General features: G+C 69.7%; 18 protein-coding genes. 7 read left to right on the top strand and 11 right to left on the bottom strand.

The window, feature by feature from the left end; all coding sequences use genetic code 11:
* Window position 1: 1 nt before the first annotated feature.
* From ABZS66_RS00435 to ABZS66_RS00415, 5 genes are all read left to right on the top strand, one after another.
* On the top strand, window positions 2-499 hold the full coding sequence (locus ABZS66_RS00435) for a MaoC family dehydratase N-terminal domain-containing protein (protein WP_354753701.1): 498 nt from the start codon (window positions 2-4) through the stop codon (window positions 497-499).
* Between the two features lie 10 nt (window positions 500-509).
* Window positions 510-917, top strand: a complete 408-nt coding sequence (locus ABZS66_RS00430; RefSeq protein WP_354753699.1) for a MaoC/PaaZ C-terminal domain-containing protein — start codon at window positions 510-512, stop codon at window positions 915-917.
* Window positions 918-1034: 117 nt separating this feature from the next.
* Window positions 1035-2087: an aldo/keto reductase gene (locus ABZS66_RS00425; protein ID WP_354753697.1), complete on the top strand. Its 1053-nt coding sequence runs from the start codon at window positions 1035-1037 to the stop codon at window positions 2085-2087.
* Between the two features lie 117 nt (window positions 2088-2204).
* Window positions 2205-3410, top strand: coding sequence for a cytochrome P450 (locus ABZS66_RS00420; protein WP_354753695.1), 1206 nt, complete (start codon window positions 2205-2207; stop codon window positions 3408-3410).
* Between the two features lie 11 nt (window positions 3411-3421).
* Window positions 3422-3646 (top strand): ferredoxin, encoded by a 225-nt coding sequence (locus ABZS66_RS00415; RefSeq protein WP_238005693.1) that lies wholly within the window; start codon window positions 3422-3424, stop codon window positions 3644-3646.
* Window positions 3647-3700: 54 nt separating this feature from the next.
* Here the strand turns inward: ABZS66_RS00415 and ABZS66_RS00410 are convergent, their stop codons facing one another.
* The 5 genes from ABZS66_RS00410 to ABZS66_RS00390 all read right to left on the bottom strand — a co-directional run bounded on the left by ABZS66_RS00410 (window position 3701) and on the right by ABZS66_RS00390 (window position 8960).
* A complete protein-coding gene (locus ABZS66_RS00410) occupies window positions 3701-5323 on the bottom strand; it encodes a GMC family oxidoreductase N-terminal domain-containing protein (protein ID WP_354753692.1) in 1623 nt (540 codons plus the stop codon).
* Window positions 5324-5347: 24 nt separating this feature from the next.
* Entirely contained in the window at window positions 5348-6529 is a 1182-nt protein-coding gene (locus ABZS66_RS00405) for an epoxide hydrolase family protein (RefSeq protein ID WP_354753690.1), read from the bottom strand.
* Window positions 6526-6726, bottom strand: a complete 201-nt coding sequence (locus ABZS66_RS00400) for a hypothetical protein (RefSeq protein ID WP_354753689.1) — start codon at window positions 6724-6726, stop codon at window positions 6526-6528. The genes ABZS66_RS00405 and ABZS66_RS00400 overlap by 4 nt, the downstream gene beginning before the upstream one ends.
* Before the next feature lie 143 nt (window positions 6727-6869).
* On the bottom strand, window positions 6870-8522 hold the full coding sequence (locus tag ABZS66_RS00395) for an NAD(P)/FAD-dependent oxidoreductase (protein ID WP_354753687.1): 1653 nt from the start codon (window positions 8520-8522) through the stop codon (window positions 6870-6872).
* 48 nt (window positions 8523-8570) lie between these two features.
* Window positions 8571-8960 carry a beta-eliminating lyase-related protein gene (locus ABZS66_RS00390; RefSeq protein ID WP_354753686.1) on the bottom strand — a complete coding sequence of 130 codons (390 nt, stop codon included), beginning with the start codon at window positions 8958-8960 and terminating at the stop codon, window positions 8571-8573.
* A gap of 120 nt (window positions 8961-9080) precedes the next feature.
* On the opposite strand from ABZS66_RS00390, the gene ABZS66_RS00385 reads away from it, so the two are divergent.
* Complete coding sequence (locus ABZS66_RS00385) at window positions 9081-9947, top strand: methylenetetrahydrofolate reductase (protein WP_354753684.1); 867 nt, start codon at window positions 9081-9083, stop codon at window positions 9945-9947.
* On the opposite strand, the gene ABZS66_RS00380 is transcribed toward ABZS66_RS00385, so the two are convergent.
* The 5 genes from ABZS66_RS00380 to ABZS66_RS00360 are packed head-to-tail and all read right to left on the bottom strand — an operon-like array spanning window position 9936 to window position 14721.
* Entirely contained in the window at window positions 9936-10604 is a 669-nt protein-coding gene (locus tag ABZS66_RS00380; protein WP_354753683.1) for a DUF1638 domain-containing protein, read from the bottom strand. The two genes, ABZS66_RS00385 and ABZS66_RS00380, sit on opposite strands and share 12 nt — an antisense overlap.
* Complete coding sequence (locus ABZS66_RS00375) at window positions 10537-12402, bottom strand: ASKHA domain-containing protein (protein WP_354753682.1); 1866 nt, start codon at window positions 12400-12402, stop codon at window positions 10537-10539. Before ABZS66_RS00375 ends, ABZS66_RS00380 begins: the two co-directional genes overlap by 68 nt.
* On the bottom strand, window positions 12399-13271 hold the full coding sequence (locus ABZS66_RS00370) for a dihydropteroate synthase (protein ID WP_354753680.1): 873 nt from the start codon (window positions 13269-13271) through the stop codon (window positions 12399-12401). Before ABZS66_RS00370 ends, ABZS66_RS00375 begins: the two co-directional genes overlap by 4 nt.
* On the bottom strand, window positions 13268-13948 hold the full coding sequence (locus ABZS66_RS00365; RefSeq protein WP_354753678.1) for a corrinoid protein: 681 nt from the start codon (window positions 13946-13948) through the stop codon (window positions 13268-13270). The genes ABZS66_RS00370 and ABZS66_RS00365 overlap by 4 nt, the downstream gene beginning before the upstream one ends.
* On the bottom strand, window positions 13945-14721 hold the full coding sequence (locus tag ABZS66_RS00360; protein WP_354753677.1) for an IclR family transcriptional regulator: 777 nt from the start codon (window positions 14719-14721) through the stop codon (window positions 13945-13947). The genes ABZS66_RS00365 and ABZS66_RS00360 overlap by 4 nt, the downstream gene beginning before the upstream one ends.
* Window positions 14722-14837: 116 nt before the next feature.
* Here ABZS66_RS00360 and ABZS66_RS00355 point away from each other — a divergent pair, with 116 nt between their 5' ends.
* Window positions 14838-16277: a trimethylamine methyltransferase family protein gene (locus ABZS66_RS00355; protein WP_354753675.1), complete on the top strand. Its 1440-nt coding sequence runs from the start codon at window positions 14838-14840 to the stop codon at window positions 16275-16277.
* A gap of 71 nt (window positions 16278-16348) precedes the next feature.
* Here the strand turns inward: ABZS66_RS00355 and purU are convergent, their stop codons facing one another.
* Window positions 16349-17200: a formyltetrahydrofolate deformylase gene (gene purU, locus ABZS66_RS00350; protein WP_354753673.1), complete on the bottom strand. Its 852-nt coding sequence runs from the start codon at window positions 17198-17200 to the stop codon at window positions 16349-16351.
* Between the last annotated feature and the right edge of the window lie 163 nt (window positions 17201-17363).

Here is a 17363-nt window from a genome sequence, read left to right as displayed (position 1 = left end):
CATGAGCCTGGTCAGCGCAGCGATGGCGGCCGCCGTCGGGTCGGTCATCGACTGGAAGGTCTCCTACCCGGTCGCGGCCTCGGACATTCGCCGGTGGGCGATCGCGGTGCACTACCCCGACCCGCCACCGCGCCGGTTCTGCGAGGAGACGACGCCCGGCGGCGTCGTCGCACCCGAGGAGTTCAATCCGTTCGCGTGGATGGTGGCGTCGCAACGGGAGCCGCTGGTCGCGCCGGAGCTGAGGGACACCGACCGGATGGAGAAGGCGATCGGCATCGCCGGTCCTGGTCTGCGCAACCAGGTGAACGGCGGCAACGAGGTGCGCTACGGGGTCCCGATCCGGCCGGGAGACGTGATCCGCTCCGAGACCCGGCTGGTCTCGTACGTCGAGAAGACCGGCCGGATGGGCCCGATGCTCATCTCGGTCACCGAGTCGGTGTGGACCAACCAGGACGGCGAGCGCGTGCAGGTCGAGCGCCAGACCGCCATCCGCTACTGACGGAGACGCGATGTTCAGCGTGGGCCAGGAGGTGGCCGCCGGGCCACGGAGCAGCGGCTTCCCCGAGTGGAACCGGTTCGCCGCCGTCAACGACGAGTTCGTCCCGATCCACATGGACGACGACGCCGGTCGCGCGGCGGGCTACCCGGCCGCGATCATCATGGGCCGGTTGCAGTGGTCATACGTGCACCGGCTGCTGCGCGAGTGGCTGCCGCCGGAGGGCAGGATCGAGGCGGTGGCGCTGCGGTTCCGAGCGCCGACGCTGCGCAACGCTGTGTTCGACGTGAAGGCGCGGGTGCTTGCGGTGCGGTCCGGGGCCGAGCGGGTGTTCGCCGACCTCGAGGTATGGGTGGAGGACGGCGACGGCGTCGTCTCGGCGCCGGGCACCGCCACCGTCTCCGCGCCCGCTCAGCGGTAGCCGACGCCCACAACACGCGTCGTGGATGTCCTGCCGGTCGATCAACTCCTGGAGGCGGCGGGGGTCGGCACTGTTGCCATGTTCCGAAGTTAATCGTGTTGCTGTTATGATAAAATCGTGCTCAACTATCGGCTGATGGGTCGCAGCGGGCTGCGGGTCTCCGACGCCGCGCTCGGGACGATGCTGTTCGGTGCCACCAACGGCTGGGGCGTCAGCGCCGAAACGGCCAAGGAGCTCTACGACACCTTCCGCGCCGAAGGCGGCAACTATCTCGACACCGCCAACCAGTACGCCGGCGGCGAGAGCGAGCGGATCATCGGCGGGCTGGTCGCCGGGCATCGCGAGGAGGTGGTGATCGCCTCGAAGTACACGAACTCCGCCCTGCGCAACGGCGACGCCAACGCCGGCGGCAACCAGCGCAAGAACATGGTCCAGTCGGTCGAGGGATCGTTGCGCCGGTTGAACACCGACTACCTGGACCTCTACGTCGTGCATTCCTGGGACCTGCTCACGCCGGTCGACGAGGTGATGCGCGGCCTGGACGACCTGGTCCGCGCGGGCAAGGTGCTGCACGTCGGGGTCTCCAACACGCCGGCCTGGGTGGTCGCCCAGGCCAACACGATGGCTGAGCTTCGCGGCTGGTCCCGCTACGTAGGCCTGCAGATCGAGTACAGCCTGCTCGGCCGCAGCGCCGAGGCGGAGTTCTTCCCGATGGCCCAGGAGTTCGGCTTGTCCGTGCTGGCCTGGTCGCCGCTCAAGAACGGCCTGCTCACCGGCAAGTATGCCGCGGGTGGGGGTGTGGGCTCACGCCTGTCCGCCGAGGTCTGGAGCTCGCCCACCATGGCCTGGAGCGGCCAGCACGGCGCCAGCGTCGAGACCGTGCTCGACGCGCTGGGCGCGCTGGCCGTCGAGCTCGACGTCACACCCGCTCAGCTCGCCCTCGCCTGGTTGCGGCATCGACCGGTCCACGTCATCCCGATCCTCGGCGCGACCAGCGTCGCCCAACTGGCCGAGAACCTCCGCAGCGCCGAGCTCGAGCTCACCGCCGGGCAGGTCGCCCGCCTCGACGAGGCCAGCGCCGTACCGCTCGCCTACCCGCACCCGTACCTGGCCAGCCCGATGGCTCGGTCGTTCCGCTCCGGTGGCATGTTCGAGCGGATCGCTCGCTGATGGCCTGCGTCGCGACCGGGATCGGCCAGAGCACCCCCAATGCGATAGCAAATGATGCTCATTGCGTCATACTCTGATGTTAGAATCCGTTGGGCAGTGGATGGAGAAGGTTCGGACATGACAACGATGCAGGAGCGCGCCGAGGCCCACGGCCTCCCGATCCACAAGCTGGACCTCGAGGGGGACGAGCGGCTCGGCGTCGACCCGTTCGCGGTGTGGGACGAGATGACCGATGTCGGCGGGTTGTTCTACAGCCCGGTCAACCGGGGCTATCTGGTGGCGGCCGACTACGACACGGTCAAGCACGTCCTGCAGGACCCGCACACCTGGTCCAACCTGCCGAGCTCGATCGTGTACACCAAGCAGGAGGTCATCCTCGACGTCCCGCCGATCACGATGGACCCGCCCGTGCACACCAAGTACCGCAGGGCCCTGGCACCGTTGTTCGGCCCGAAGGCCGTGGCCCACCTGGAGCCGCGGATCGGCGAGATCTGCCACGAGCTCATCGACGGAATCCTGGAGAAGGGCACCTGCGACTTCGCCAAGGACTTCGCGGCGAAGCTGCCGGCCTTGTTCTTCCTGGAATGGCTGGGGATCGGCACCGAGGACGTCGACCGGATGTTCCACCTGGCCGAGCGGGCCACCTTCGACTTCCCGACCCAGGAGGAGCGCAACGACATCGAGCGGCAGATCGACACGATCGTCCGCGGCGCGATGACCGACCGGCGGACCAACCCCAACCCGGGCGACCTGGCCACGGCATTCGTCACCATGGAGGTCGACGGCGAGCCGATTCCGGAGGACCTGCTGGTCGGCATGGCCAAGCTCGCCTTCATCGCCGGCCAGGAGACGACCTCGAGCCAGCTCGGGTTCATCATGTGGCACCTCGCCCGCAACAGGGACGACCGTCAGTTCCTGATCGAGGACACCAGCCGCATCCCCGGCGCGATCGAGGAGCTGATGCGCTTCTACAACACCGGTGGCTCGGCCGGACGCGTGGCCAGGCAGGACACCGAGCTCAACGGCTTCCCGGTGAAGGCCGGCGACCGGATCTTCATCGCCCGCTGCGGCGCCGACCGCCGGCTCGCCCCCGAAGTGCAGCTGTCGCGCACCGGCGTCCCGCACTCGGCGTTCGGCCTGGGGGTCCACCGCTGCCTGGGCTCACACGTCGCCCGGCTGGAGATGCGGATCGGCCTCGAGGTCTGGCACGAGCGGATCGCGCAGTACCGGATCCCCGACGACTTCGTCGAGAAGTACCGCTACGGCAGCTTCATGCAGCAGCTCTTCCACCTGCCGCTCGAGATCGAGCCCGCCGCCCGCTGAGAGGAACCACCATGTCCGAGAGCACCGAGCAGAAGACCGGGCTGCACTTCAAGATCGACACCGCCGTGTGTGTCGGCCACGGACGCTGCTACAGCCTTGCTTCGCAGTGGTTCGATTGCGACGACGTCGGCTACCCCGAGGTCAAGGACGTCGCGATCGGCGATGACGAGCGCGCCCACGCCGAGGACGTCGCCACCGCCTGCCCGGAGGGCGCGATCAGCCTGCTGCAGGGCTGAGCCCCGAACACGAGAAGAGGCCCCGGCGCCGCGGCGCCGGGGCCTCTCGCGTGCTCAGCTGCGCTCGGCCAGGATGATGTCGGCCGCGATCCAGGCCAGGGCCATGGTGGGGGCGTTGTTGTTGCCCGAGGGCTGGTCGCGGAACACCGAGGCGTCGACCACCCGGAGGCCCTGGGTGCCGCGGACCCGCAGCGAGGCGTCGACGACGTCGTCCGCGTCCGGTCCCATGGCGCAGGTACCCAGTCCGTGGGCGCCGGCGTTGCCCTTGTTGATCCCGTACTCGATGATGTCGTCGTCCTCGGCGATCTGCGGCCCGGGCTGCAGCTCCTCGACGACGAACTTCGTGAACGGCTCGGTGGCGACGATCTCCCGGGCTCGGCGCAGCACCTTGACCAGCATCTGGCGGTCCTCCTCGGTACTGAGGAAGTTCGGCTCCAGGCGCGGGGCGTCATCGAGGCTTGGGCCGGTGATGTGCAACGAGCCCTGGCTGGTCGGGTACATGGGCAGGGCGACGTACTTCGCGCCCGGGAACTTGTCGACCACCATCCGCCCGGTCATGGGATTCACCGCCGATGTCGAGATCGGTGTGAAGAAGCACTGGGTGTCCGGGAACTCCGAGGCCGGGTCGGACTTGTAGATACCGCTGACGGCGTACCCACCGTGAGCGACCATCCCGCTGCGGCTGAACAGGTACTTGAACCCGGTCCACAGGTAGCGCGGGGTTGAGGCGGCTTCGGGGTTGTAGCCCTTCACCCCGGCCAGCCGGTATTGCAGCAGGATGCCCCGGTGCTCCTTGAAGTTCGCGCCGACCCTGGGGCTGGCCACCCGGACGGGGACGCCGGCCGCGGCCAGCACATCGGGGTTGCCGATCCCGGAGCGCTCCAGCAGGAGCGGGGAGTCGAATGCGCCGCCGCAGACCAGCACCTCGCGGGTGGCGGCGTAGGTGACCCGCCCGCCCGGCGTCCGGCACAGGACTCCGGTCACGCGCGTGCCGTCCAGGGTCAGCCGCTCGGCCTCGGTGTGGGTGACGACGGTCAGGTTGCGGCGCCGCCGGGCCGGGCGCAGGTAGGCGCGGGCGGCGCTCATCCGGGTGCCCTTGCGGGTGTTGGACGCGACGTAGGACGCGCGCTCGCCGCCGCTGGCGTTCATGTCCCGCTCGAACGGGATACCGTGTGCCGCGAACGAGGCGATCAGGGCGTCGCAGGCCTCCTCGGGCGGGCCGGCGATCTCGACGTCGACCGCGCCGCTGCCCCCGCGGACCTCGTTGCCGCCCAGCTGGTGGCGCTCGATGTGCTTGAACGCGTCGAGGAAGCGGGCCCAGTTCCAGCCGATGTTGCCGGCCTTCTCCCAGCCGTCGTAGTAGTTGGCCCAGCCGCGGTTCCAGACCATGCCGTTGATGGTCGTCGAGCCGCCGACCACCTTGCCGCGGGGGAGCCGCTCGACGTGGCCGTCCGGGAACGCCACGGTGGCGAAGGTCTTGGCGTACCTGGGGTTGACCAGCGTGAAGTAGAAGCCCTTGGGCACCAGGTGCATGGGGTGGGCGTCGCCGCCGCCGGCCTCGATCAGCAGGACCTTCGTGTGCGGGTCGGCCGAGAGCCGGTTGGCCAGCACACAGCCGGCGGCACCGGCCCCGACGATGACGTAGTCGAAGGTCGTGTGCTTCGGGGTTCGGGCCATGCTCGTCGTTCCTTTCGGTGCGCTTCAGCGCAGGCTGCGGAAGGTGGCGCGGAGATCGGCCACCACGTCGTCCGGGCGCTCCATGGCGCCGAAATGGCCACCGACCTTGTGTTCGGCCTGGTACACGATGTCGGCGTACATCGCGGGCAGCCAGTCGAAGCGGGCCCCGGGCGGGTTGTCGTCGAGGAACACAGAGAGCCCGGCCGGGGCCTGGATCACGGGTGTCCGGTCATGCGAGGGTCGCCACGGGTGGGTGGCCGCCTCGGCGTAGTACCGCGCCGCGCTCGGGTAGGTCTGCGTGAACCAGTAGAGCGCCGCCGTCGTGATCAGGAAGTCTGGTGGGAAGATGTCGTCGACCGGCTGCTGGTGGTCCATCCAGGCCAGCCGCCGCTCCGTGAGCCAGGCCAGGAGTCCGGCCGGGGAGTCGTTAAGGCCGTGGGAGAGCGTCTGCGGGTGCACGATCTGCGGCACCAGGTGCCCGACGCGCCGCTTCTCCCACGCGACGACGGCGGCCCGGTTCTCGGGGCTCGCGGCGTCGGCCGCCTTCTGCAGCAGGTTCCACGGCCGGTCGGAGTTCCACCCCGCCGGGAACGAGATCAGACTGGTCAGGTGGATGCCGAGCAGGCGGTCGGCATACTTGTGGCCGAGCTGAGCGGTGACCTGCGCGCCCCAGTCCCCGCCGTGTGCGGCGAACCGGTCGTAGCCCAGCACCTCGGTCATCAGTCTGACCCACACGTCCGCCGTGGTCAGGAAGTTGACGCCTGAGCGCGGCAACGGCGAGGAGAAGCCGAATCCCGGCAGGGACGGGACGACGACGTCGAACGCGTCGGCCGGGTCACCGCCGTACGCCGCCGGGTCGGTGAGCGGCCCGATCACGCGGTGGAAATCCCAGAACGTCCACGGGAATCCGTGGCTGAGCACCAGCGGCGCCGGCGCCGGCCCCTTCCCCCGTATGTGGACGTAGTGGATCGGCAGCCCGTCGATCTCCACGGTGAACATCGTCAGGGCGCTGATCGCCCGCTCCTGCGCCCGCCAGTCGAAGTCGTGCCGCCAGTACTCGACGAGCCCGCGCAACCGCTCGGTGGAGACGCCGTAGCGTCCGTCGGCGTTGTCGACGTCGAGCGGGAACCGCGTCTGCGCCAGCCGACGATCAAGGTCCTCCAGGTCCGCCTCGGGCACCTTGAGGATGAACGGCTCCGGCTTCATTCGGGTACCTCCAGATCGGGCGCGGCCGCCCAGTTGGCGATCACGCAGGACAGCGCGTCGGGCCGGCTCCAGAACGGCGAGTTCGAGGCGGTCGGCCGGTCTCGCCGCCCGGTCAGCCCGGCGGCGTAGCCCTCCTGCGCCTCGTCGGCCAGCGCCTGGTCCTCGCCGCAGAACAGGTGGCGACGTCGTCGTCCCACGAGGTATGTCGTCGTCCCACGAGGTATGTGGGAGCTCGGCCGCGACGGCCGTGACGCCGAGGGCCGACAAGCGGGGCACGACGCGTTCCCAGCAGCGGCGGCCGTGGAACGCGCCGTGCACGAGTACGACGGAACGCGTCGCGTCAGCTCAGGATGAAGCCGCGGTAGCCGGCCTGGCGGGCGTCGTAGAGCTTGTCGACGAACTCGGGCAGGGCTCCGAGGTAGGCGACGTAGACGCGCGGCTTGCCCTCGATATTGTCGCCGAAGAAGATCGACTTGGCCGAGGCCTGGAGCGTGCCGGCGGCGGTGGAGACCACGCTGTCGGTCCACTCCTTCTCGGTTTCGGGATCGGCCTCCACGCGGCGCCACGCGTGGGTGAAGATGTCGTCGATGACGTGGGCGACCCACTCGACGACGGGCTCGGAGCATCGGGGGCCGTTGCCGTGGCCGCCCTTGCCGTGCGGGCCGCCGACGACGAACATGTTCGGGAACCCGGAGACCTGCATGCCCAGGTAGGTAAGCGGGCCGTCCTTCCACTTGTCGCGCAGGGTCTGGCCGCCCAGTCCGTGAATGTCGATCTTGTTCAGGGCGCCGGTGAAGGCGTCGAACCCGGTGGCCAGGATGATCATGTCCACCTCGACCTCACCCTCGGCGGTGAGAATGCCCTGCTCGGTGAACTTCTTGATCGGGTTCTCCTTGAGCAGGACGAGATCGACGTTGTCGCGGTTGTAGGTCTCGTAATAGTTGGTCTCGCAGGGGACCCGCTTGGTGCCGAAGTAGTGGTCGTTCGGGATCAGCTTCTCGGCCGTCTCCGGGTCGTTGACCCGCTGACGGACCTTCGAGGCGAGGAAGTCGCAGTAGATCTTGTTCGCCTCGGCGTCGTAGGCGAGGTCGTTGTAGAGCCCGATCCACTTGGTGAACCCGGGGGAGTTGAACGCCTCCTCGTAGCGAGCATCCCGCTCCTCGGGGGTGACCTCGGTGGACTTGGTCTTGTCCCAGGTGTGCAGGAAGCCGCTGAACGAGTTGCGAAGGAACGGGAACATCTCCGGGTAACCCGCGCGGATCTTGTCCATGTCCTGCTCGGACAGGGGACGGTTGCGCAGCGGGACGGCCCAGTTGGCGGTGCGCTGGAACACGGTCAGGTGCCCGGCGGTCTTGGCCACCTCGGGGATCACCTGGACTCCTGTGGCGCCGGTACCGATGACGGCGACCCGCTTCCCGGCGAAGTCGATCTTTTCGTTGGGCCAGAGCGAGGTGTGGTACCACTCGCCCTTGAAGTTCTCGAGCCCGGGGATCTTCGGGAAGTTCGGGTCGGAGAGGATGCCGCTGGCCATCACGACCACGTGAGCGTGGTAGATCCGGCCGTCGGTGGAGCGCAACGTCCAGTCGTCGGTCTCCTCGTCGAAGGCCATGCTCTCGACCCGCGTACCGAAGTCGATGTCCTTGCGCAGGTCGTGCTTGTCGGCGACCCGGTTGTAGTACGCCTCCAGCTCGGGCTGGCCGGCGAACATCTCCTTCCATTTCCATTCCTGCAGCAGCTCCTCGTCCCACGAGTACTGGTACGAGTACGACTCCGAGTCGAGCCGTGCGCCGGGGTAGCGATTCCAGAACCATGTGCCGCCGACACCGTCCCCGGCCTCCAGGACCCGGACGGACAGGCCGAGTTCCCGGACCAGCTTGAGCTGGTACATGCCGGTCAGTCCCGCGCCCACGATCACGACGTCGTACGAGCGGACCCCGCTCTTGTCTTCCGGGTTGCCGGCTGCCGTCTCGGGCCTGGACGCGGTCTCGGTCATGGTTCCTCCAGTCAAGGTCAGGCTTCGCGATCCTACCTTCGAACGCGACTACAACACCATAGTAAAACGACTATCAGCATAGTTTGAACGCCAGTGTTCGCTGCTCGAGTCGTGCGACCTGGGTGACGTGACGCCACCCAAAGCGGGTCGACAGTGATGTACACCGATGTTCTGGCGTTGAAGCGGTGGAGATCGACCGTGAGAGTGGGCGGAGTTGGAGGAGTCGGCGAAGATGTGCGCGGACCCGGCGCACAGCACCGTCTCGACGGAGCGCGCGAGCGCCGCGAGGGCGATGACGTTGGCGGCGGTGCCGGTGACCGTGAAGACGGTCTCGGCGTGCGCGTCGAAGTGCTCGCGGAACAGCGCCTCGGCGTGGGCCGTGACCGGGTCGGCGCTGTAGGAGCGGGCGTGCCCGTCGTTTGCGGCCGCGATCGCCATTGACAACGGCCGACAGAGGCACCATGGTTGCGGTAGATGCAATGAGTCGCAACATGCGAAACAGATCGTCGAGTGGGAGCACCGTCCGGAGACCAGCATCGGCGCCGAGAGGAGACCGCCATGCGCAGAGGTGAGCGTGCCGCCGTCCTGCACCGGCTGCTGACGAACGCCCGCTACGAGGTGCTGCCCACGGCCAGGATCGAGGCCGTCGTCGCCGAGCACCTCCCGCCGGGGCGCACCGTGACCGTGACGGCGTCGCCCGCCAAGGGCCTCGAGGCGACGCTCGGTCTCACCGAGCGCCTCGCCGCGCAGGGATACGACGCGGTGCCACATCTCGCGGCGCGGATGATCTCCGGCCGGGCCGAGCTGGCCGACATCGTCCAGCGCCTGCGGGCGGCCGGGGTCCGCACCGTGTTCGTTCCGGCGGGCGACGCCGACCCGCCGGCGGGGCCCTACGAGGGGGCGCTCGCCCTGCTGGAGGACCTCATCGACCTCGGTAACCCCTTCGCCGAGGTCGGCATCACCGGCTACCCCGAGTCGCACCCGTCGATCCACGACGACGTGACGATCCAGGCCATGTGGGACAAGCGCCGGCATGCCACGCAGGTGGTCAGCAACCTGACCTTCGACCCGGCGGTGCTGACGGGCTGGGTGCGCCGCCTGCGCGCGCGAGGCGTCACCACGCCGGTGCTCGTCGGGCTGCCGGGACCGGTTGAGCGGACCAAGCTGCTCGCCATGGCGACCAAGATCGGGGTCGGCGCGTCGACGAAGTTCCTGGCCAAGAACCGCGGCGTGTTCGCCCGGATCGCGGCGCCCGGCGGCTACGACCCGATGCGCCTGCTGGGCAAGGCCGCCGCCGTGCTCGGCGACCCGGCGATGTCGGTCCAGGGCCTGCACGTCTTCACGTTCAACCAGGTCGCCGAGACCGAGGCGTGGCGCACCGAGCAGCTCGGCCGCCTGGCGGAGTCCGCGGCCTCAGCTCTCTAGCGCCTGCACCAGGTCGCGCAGGGCGCGCTCGAGGCCCGTGCGCCCCGTCGGTACGACGGTCAGCGGCAGACCGAGCGCGGCGGCGGCGCGGCCGGCCCGCTCGCGCAGCTGCGGGTCCTCGGACTGGGCCAGCCACACGACCCTCGTGTAGTGGCGGAAGTAGTCGTCGCGGAGCTCGGGGTGCCGGTCGAGACCGAGCTCCTGGAGCACTGTGCGTGCGAACGAGCCCACCAGGAAGTCGGTGAGCAGATAGGTGCCGGGCTGCTCCGCGAAGATCGCCCGGATGCGCTCCGCGCCGGCGTAGAGGTCGTAGCAGTGCAGCCCGGGCAGGCGGCGCAGCCCGAGCCGGTCGCAGACCTCGTCGAGCGCGCCGTAGGTGCCGCAGTCGGCGTATCCGACGGCCACAGTCGCGTACGTGGAGCCGAGCCGCTGCGCGAGCGACTCGACCTCGCCGGCGATCCGCTGCGGCTGGTTGTGCAGCAACGGCGGCAGCGGGTGCACGTCGACCGGCCAGCCGTTGGCCGCGACGAGCTCCGCGGCGGGCTGCGCGAGCGCGCCGCAGGCGATCAGGGCGACCGCCGCGCCGGGGTCACGGCGGGAAGGCGAGCTGCTCGACGAACTTGTCGTTGAAGTCGGAGCGGTCGGAGAGCTCGACATAGCGCACCTCCTCCAGCAGGGTCCGGGCTCCGGTGCGCTCGCGCAGGCTGAGCAGGGCCATCTTCGCGCCCTCGCCGGCGACGTTGCCCGCGGAAACGATCCGCAGCACCGGCAGCTTCGGCACCAGGCCGATGCGCACCGCGGAGGCGGGCGAGAGGTAGCTGCCGAAGGAGCCGGCGAGCAGCACCTGCTGCACATCCCGGGGACCCACCTGCAGCTCCTCCAGCAGGAGCGACCAGCCCGTCGCGATGGCGGCCTTGGCGAACTGGAGCTCGCGCACGTCGCGCTGTGACAGGTAGACCGTGTCGGCGGTGTCGACCGACCCGGCGGGGCGGTGCAGCACGAACACGCGCTCCTCGCCCACCAGGGTGAGCCGGTCCGCGAGGGTGGGCGCGATCTCCTTCGCGGCGTCGTTGGTGACGAACCGCCCGCTGGCGTCCAGCAGCCCGACCTTGACCAGCTCCGCCACCGCGTCGACGAGGCCGGAGCCGCACAACCCCCGCGGCTCGACGTCGCCGATGACCTGCAGCGTGACGTCGTCGCCGAGCCGCACCACCTCGATCGCGCCCTCGGCCGCGCGCATCCCGCAGCGGATGGCGCCGCCCTCGAAGGCCGGTCCCGCCGGGGCGGCCGTGGACACGATCCGGTCCCCGTCGCCCAGCACGATCTCGCAGTTCGTGCCGACGTCGATGAACAGGCGCAGCCGCTTGTCGCGGTCCATCCCGGTGGCCAGCATGCCCGCGACGATGTCGCCCCCGACGTAGGCACCCAGCGCCGGGAACAGCGTCGCCCGCGCCCCCGGGTGCAGACCGAGCCCCAGGTCCGCGGCCCGCAGGCCCTCGGGGGTCGCGGTGGCCATCACGAACGGCGCGACGCCGAGCGGCTCGGGGTCGATGCCGAGCAGCAGGGCGGTCATCGTGGCGTTGCCGGCCAGCGCGACCTCGTAGACCTCCGCCGGCTCGACCCCGCCGTCGGCGCACACGGCGGCGGCCAGCTCGGCCAGCGTCTCCTGGGCCAGCCGCTGGAGCCGGCCGAGGGCCTCGGGGTCCATCATCGTGCTGCTGATGCGCGTGATGACGTCGCCGCCGAACGGCTGCTGCCGGTTGAGCATCGACTGCACGGCCACCGGCGTGCCGGTCGTGAGGTCGAGGAGGGTGGCCACCACCGTCGTCGTGCCGAGGTCGAAGGCGATCGCGAAGCGGCGCCCGGTCGTGTCGCCGGGCTCCACGTCGATCAGCGCCTCGTCGACGATGACCGCGGTGACCTTGAAGTCGGACTGCCGCAGCACCGTGGGCAGCCGGCGCAGCGCGTGCAGGTCGGGCGTCAGCTCGAGGTCGTCGATGCCGTCCCGCAGGCGCGCGAGGTCGGTGCGCTGGTCGGCGAGGGACGGCTCGTCGAGCTCGACGTAGCGCTTCTGCACGGCGGGGCGCAGGATCACCTGCCGGCCCACGCCGACGGTCGCGGCCTTGGGCCGGGTCACCAGGGGCGGGACCTCGACGGTCAGATCCCCGGCGGCCTGCGCGAGGCAGGCCAGCCGCCAGCCCTCCCGCAGCTGCTCGGGCGTGAAGGAGCGCACGTCGAGCCGGGAGACCGGGACGCTGCCGTCGACGATGCGGATGCGGCATTTCTTGCAGGTGCCGTGCCCGCCGCAGGTCGAGTCGATGGCGATCCCGTTCCAGCTGGCCGCGTCGAAGACCGACACGCCCGGGGGCACCCGCACCGACCGGCCCGAGGGCGTGAACGCGAGCTCGACCCGGCCGGTGCCGTCCTCGTTGCCCACCTCGGCACCTGCGCTCACGCCGTTTGCGCCTGTTTCGCGCGGTGGGCCGCGATCCAGCTCATGCCCCACTCGTCGTGGCCTAGCAGTAGATCGGCCGCCTTGACCGCCTCGACGATCTGCGGGGTCCGGGCGTCCATGATCGCGCTGGTCAGGCCGCTGGCCATCGCCATGGGCAGGAACGCCGCGCCGAGGCCGTGCCGGCCGGGCATGCCGAACGAGACGTTGGACGCGCCGCACGTCATGTTCAGCCCGAGCTCGTCGCGGATCCGCCGCATGGTCTCGAACGCCGTGACGCCGACCGTGGTGTCCGCCCCGATGGGCATGGCCAAGGGGTCGATGACGATGTCCGCGGCCGCGATACCGTATTCCCCGGTGGCCACACGGACGATCTTGTGCGTGAGCTCGACGCGCTTGTCGACCTCCATCGGGATCTCGTCGTGGTCGTTGGGCAGCGCGATGATCGCGGCGTCGTAGCGCTTCACGAGCGGGAGGATCCACTCGAGCCGGTCGTCCTCGGCGGTTACCGAGTTGACCAGGGCCCGCCCCTCGTAGACTGCCAGGCCGGCCTCGAGCGCCTCGACCACCGAGGAGTCGATGCAGATCGGCAGGTCGGTCAGCGACTGGACGAGCTTGATCGCCTTGGCCAGCAGGTCCGGCTCGTCGGTCAGCGGGACGCCCATGTTGACGTCCAGCACGTCGGCGCCGCCGTCCACCTGGGCCTTGACGTCGCGCTCGATCGCCGACAGGTCGCCCGCGCGCAACTGCTCCTGGAAGATGCGCCGGCCGGTCGGGTTGATCCGCTCGCCGATCACGCAGAACGGCCGGTCGTGACCGATCACGACCTCTTTCGTCGCCGAACGCAGCCGCGTCTCGTGCCGGGCCGTCATGCCGACACCAGGGCCCGGCGCTTGTTGAGCAGGTCCTTGGCGCGCTTGACGGTCGCGGAGGCGTCGGCGGCGTAGCCGTCGGCACCGACGGCGTCGGCGTATTCCTGGGTGACCGGCGCGCCGCCGACCATGACGATGACCTCGTCGCGGAGGCCGGCCTTCTGCAGCGCGTTGATGTTGGCCTTGAACATCGGCATCGTGGTGGTCAGGAACGCCGAGAAGCCGAGGATGTCCGGCTTGTGCTGCCGCACCGCCTCGACGAACTTCTCCGGTGCCACCTGCACGCCGAGGTCGATCACCTCGAAGCCGGCGCCCTCGAGCATGATGTTGACCAGGTTCTTGCCGATGTCGTGGACGTCGCCCTTGACCGTGCCCATCACGAACTTGCCGATGGTCGCCACGCCCGTGTCCGCGAGCAGGGGGCGCAGCACCGCCATCGCGCCCGCCATCGCCCGACCGGCGATCAGCATCTCCGGCACGAAGAAGTCGCCGCGCTCGAACCGGGCGCCGACCTCCTCGAGGGCGGGGATGAGGGCGTCGAAGAGCAGGCTCTGCGGCTCCATCTCCTGCCCGAGCGCCTGGTGGGTGAGCTCGAGCACCCGGGGACCGTTGCCCACCAACGTCTGGTCGTAGAGCCCCTGAAGGATCTCCTCGGGCCTCATCGGGGGTGAGTTCATGCGACGCCCTCCTCGAGCATCCGGTTCCGGAGCAGGCCCGAGAGAGCCTCGGCCTGCTGCAGCAAGAGCCGACCGAACTGGTCGACCCGTCCTTCGAGTCGCACGGTGGGGCCGGAGACGCCCAGGGCCGCGACCGTGTTGCCGGCCCGGTCACGGACGGGGACGGCGACCGCGGAGAGCCCGATCTCCAACTCCTCGCTCGTGGTCGCGTAGCCGAGGCGCCGCACCCGGCGGATGTCCTGCTCCAGGCGGTCCAGGGAGTCGATCGAGTGCTGGGTCGGGGTCTCCAGCGGCGCGCGGGGCAGCGAGAGCCCGTCGAAGGCGTACATCGCCTTGCCGAGCGCCGAGCAGTGCGCCGGGACGTCGACGCCGACCCAGTCCCGGGCGCCGAGCACGTAGCGGGTGGTCTCCTGCGCGATCTGCACGACGGTGTCGCCGCGCGGAATGCCCAGGTTGACGGTCTCGCCGGTGTCGCGCTGCAGCTTGCGCAGCGTCGGGCGGGCCAGCCGCACCACGTCGCTCCACTGGTCGTGCCGGGCCGAGTAGAGCGCGAACAGCGCCCCCGGGACGTAGGCCCCGGACTCGTCGCGCTCCAGCAGGCGCGTGCGTTCCAGGGCGGACAGGAGCCGGGAGGTCGTGGAGCGGGCCAGGCCGGAGGCCTCGGCGAGTTCGGTGAAGGTGATCGGCTCGTCCGCCTGGACGACCATCGCGACCAGCGCCGCGGCGCGGTCGACCGCCTGGGTGCCCTGCTGGGCCTGGTTGCGCTCCGTCACCTCTGATCCGCCACCTGTTCTCCGTGATCGATGGGATGAGTTCCATAATATGAAACTCAACTCCCATATCATGAGGTTAGAATCTCGTGCACGTGGGGGTCAAGTAAGGAGGACCGATGTTCCGCAACTCGATGCCTCGCTACGAGGTGCTGTCCGCCGACGCGATGGCCGCGCTGGACCAGGGCTGGCGCCGGCTCGTGTCCGAGATCGGCGTGGAGTTCATGAGCGACCGCGCCCTGGACCTGTTCCGCGCCGCCGGCCAGAGGGTCGAGGACAACGCCGTCTTCTTCGACCCCGACTTCGTGCTCGAGCAGCTGGCCAAGGCGCCCCGCGAGTTCGACGTCGCGGCCCGCAATCCCGAGCACTCGATTCACATCGGCGGTGACGCGATGGCGTTCGGCGCCGTCTACGGCCCGCCGTTCGTCCGGCAGGGCGAGGTCCGCCGGGACGCCACCATGGAGGACTTCCGGGCCTTCACCAAGCTGGCCCAGTCGTTCCCGGTGCTGGACTCGGCCGGCGGCGTGATCTGCGAGCCCAACGACACCCCGCTCGACTCCCGCCACCTCGACATGACACTGGCGTTGCAGACGCTGACCGACAAGGTGTACATGGGCAACGTCGTGTCGGGGGTCAACGCCCGCGACACGATCGAGATGAGCGCGATCCTGTTCGGCGGCCGCGACGTCATCGAGCGGACGCCGGTGACGATCTCTCTGATCAACTGCAACTCGCCGCTGCGCTGGGACGACCGGATGCTCGAGGCGCAGTTCGAATACAGCGCGGCCAACCAGCCCGTCGTGCTGACCCCGTTTCTGCTGATGGGGGCGATGTCGCCGGTGACCGTGCCGGCGGCCCTGGTCCAGCAGATGGCCGAGGCGTTCACCGGGATCGCGCTCTCGCAGCTGATCCGGCCGGGCTGCCCCGTGATCTTCGGGTCGTTCCTGTCCAACATCAACATGCAGTCCGGCTCGCCGACGTTCGGCACCCCCGAGTCCGGCCTGGGCCTGCTCTGCACCGGCCAGATCGCGCGGCACTTCGGCCTGCCGTTCCGCTCGGGCGGGGCCATGACCTCCTCGCAGGTGCCCGACGCGCAGGCCGGCTACGAGGCGCTGATGACCATGTTGCCGACGTTCCTCGCCGGCACCAACTGGGTGATGCACGCCGCGGGCTGGCTCGACGGCGGCCTGGTGGCCTCCTACGAGAAGTTCGTGATCGACGTCGAGCTGGTGCAGATGCTGCAGGCCCAGTTCAAGCCGCTGGAGATCGACGAGGCGTCGCTGGCCTTCGATGCCCACCAGGAGGTCGGGCACGGCGGGCACTTCCTCGGCGCCGCGCACACGATGGAGCGTTTCCGCACCTGCTTCTACCGCCCGCTGCTGTCCTCGTCGGACAACTATGAGCGCTGGATGCGGGGCGGCGGCGTGGATGCCGCGGGCCGGGCCACGAAGATCTACCAGCAGCGGCTGGCGGAGTACGAGCGGCCGCCGCTGGACGACGCGGTCCGCGCGGAGCTGGAGGACTACGTGCAGCGCCGGCGCAAGGAGCTGGGCGACTGACGGCGGGTCCGGCGTGACGATGCCGTCGGCCCGGATCGGGGCGAGGGCATCGTCGGGCGGGCGGGACCGCGTCAGCGGAACACCACGGTCCGGTGGCCGTTGAGCAGAATCCGGGTCTGCGCGTGCCAGGCGACCGCCCGCGAGAGCACCTGGCACTCGACGTCGCGGCCGGCGGCCACCAGGTCGGGCGCGGTCGCGCGGTGGTCGACGCGGACCACGTCCTGCTCGATGATCGGCCCCTCGTCCAGGTCGGCCGTGACGTAGTGCGCGGTGGCCCCGACCAGCTTCACGCCGCGGTCGAACGCCTGGTGGTAGGGCTTGGCGCCCTTGAAGCTGGGCAGGAACGAGTGGTGGATGTTGATCGCCCGGCCCTCCAGTGACTTGCACAGGTCGTCGGAGAGCACCTGCATGTAGCGGGCCAGCACGACCAGGTGGATGCCGAGCGAGTCGACGAGCCCCATCAGCTCCTCCTCGGCGGCGGCCTTGGTGTCGGGGGTCACCGGGATGAGGCGGAAGTCCACGCCGTAGGCGTTCGCCAGGGGCTCCATGTCGCGGTGGTTGGAGACGATCAGTGGTATCTCCACCTGCAGCGCGCCGGTCTGCCACCGGAAGAGCAGGTCGTTCAGGCAGTGGCCGAACTTCGACACCATGATCAGCGTCCGGTACGGCGCGTGGGCGTCCCAGAGCTGCCAGTTCATGGAGTGCCGCGCGGCCAGCTGGTGGAACTCGCGACGCAGCCCTTCGAGGGTGACGGCCGGGTCCGTCACCTCGAAGACGAGGCGGAGGAAGAACCGGCCGCTGAGCAGGTCGTCGTACTGCTGGCTCTCCCGGATGTCGCCGGCGTTGTGGGCCACGAACCGCGAGACGGCGTACACCAGACCGGGCGCGTCGGGGCAGTCGACCGTCAGGACGTAGTCGCTCATTGGTGCAGTGTGCATCCGCGATGCATGACATGCAACCAGTCGCACAATGCGCAACAGTAACGCTCGTGTTTCGGATAGATGATCTTCGCCGAGGCCTTGACGTGGCGCAGATCGCATGGCGATGCTGTTGCGCATACCACATTTGGTTGCGATATGGGCAACT

It is taken from the genome of Dactylosporangium sp. NPDC005572, from assembly GCF_040605515.1.
GTDB lineage: Bacteria > Actinomycetota > Actinomycetes > Mycobacteriales > Micromonosporaceae > Dactylosporangium.
The sequence above is the reverse complement of the archived record's forward strand: the minus strand, read 5'-3'. Positions and strand labels throughout refer to the sequence as shown.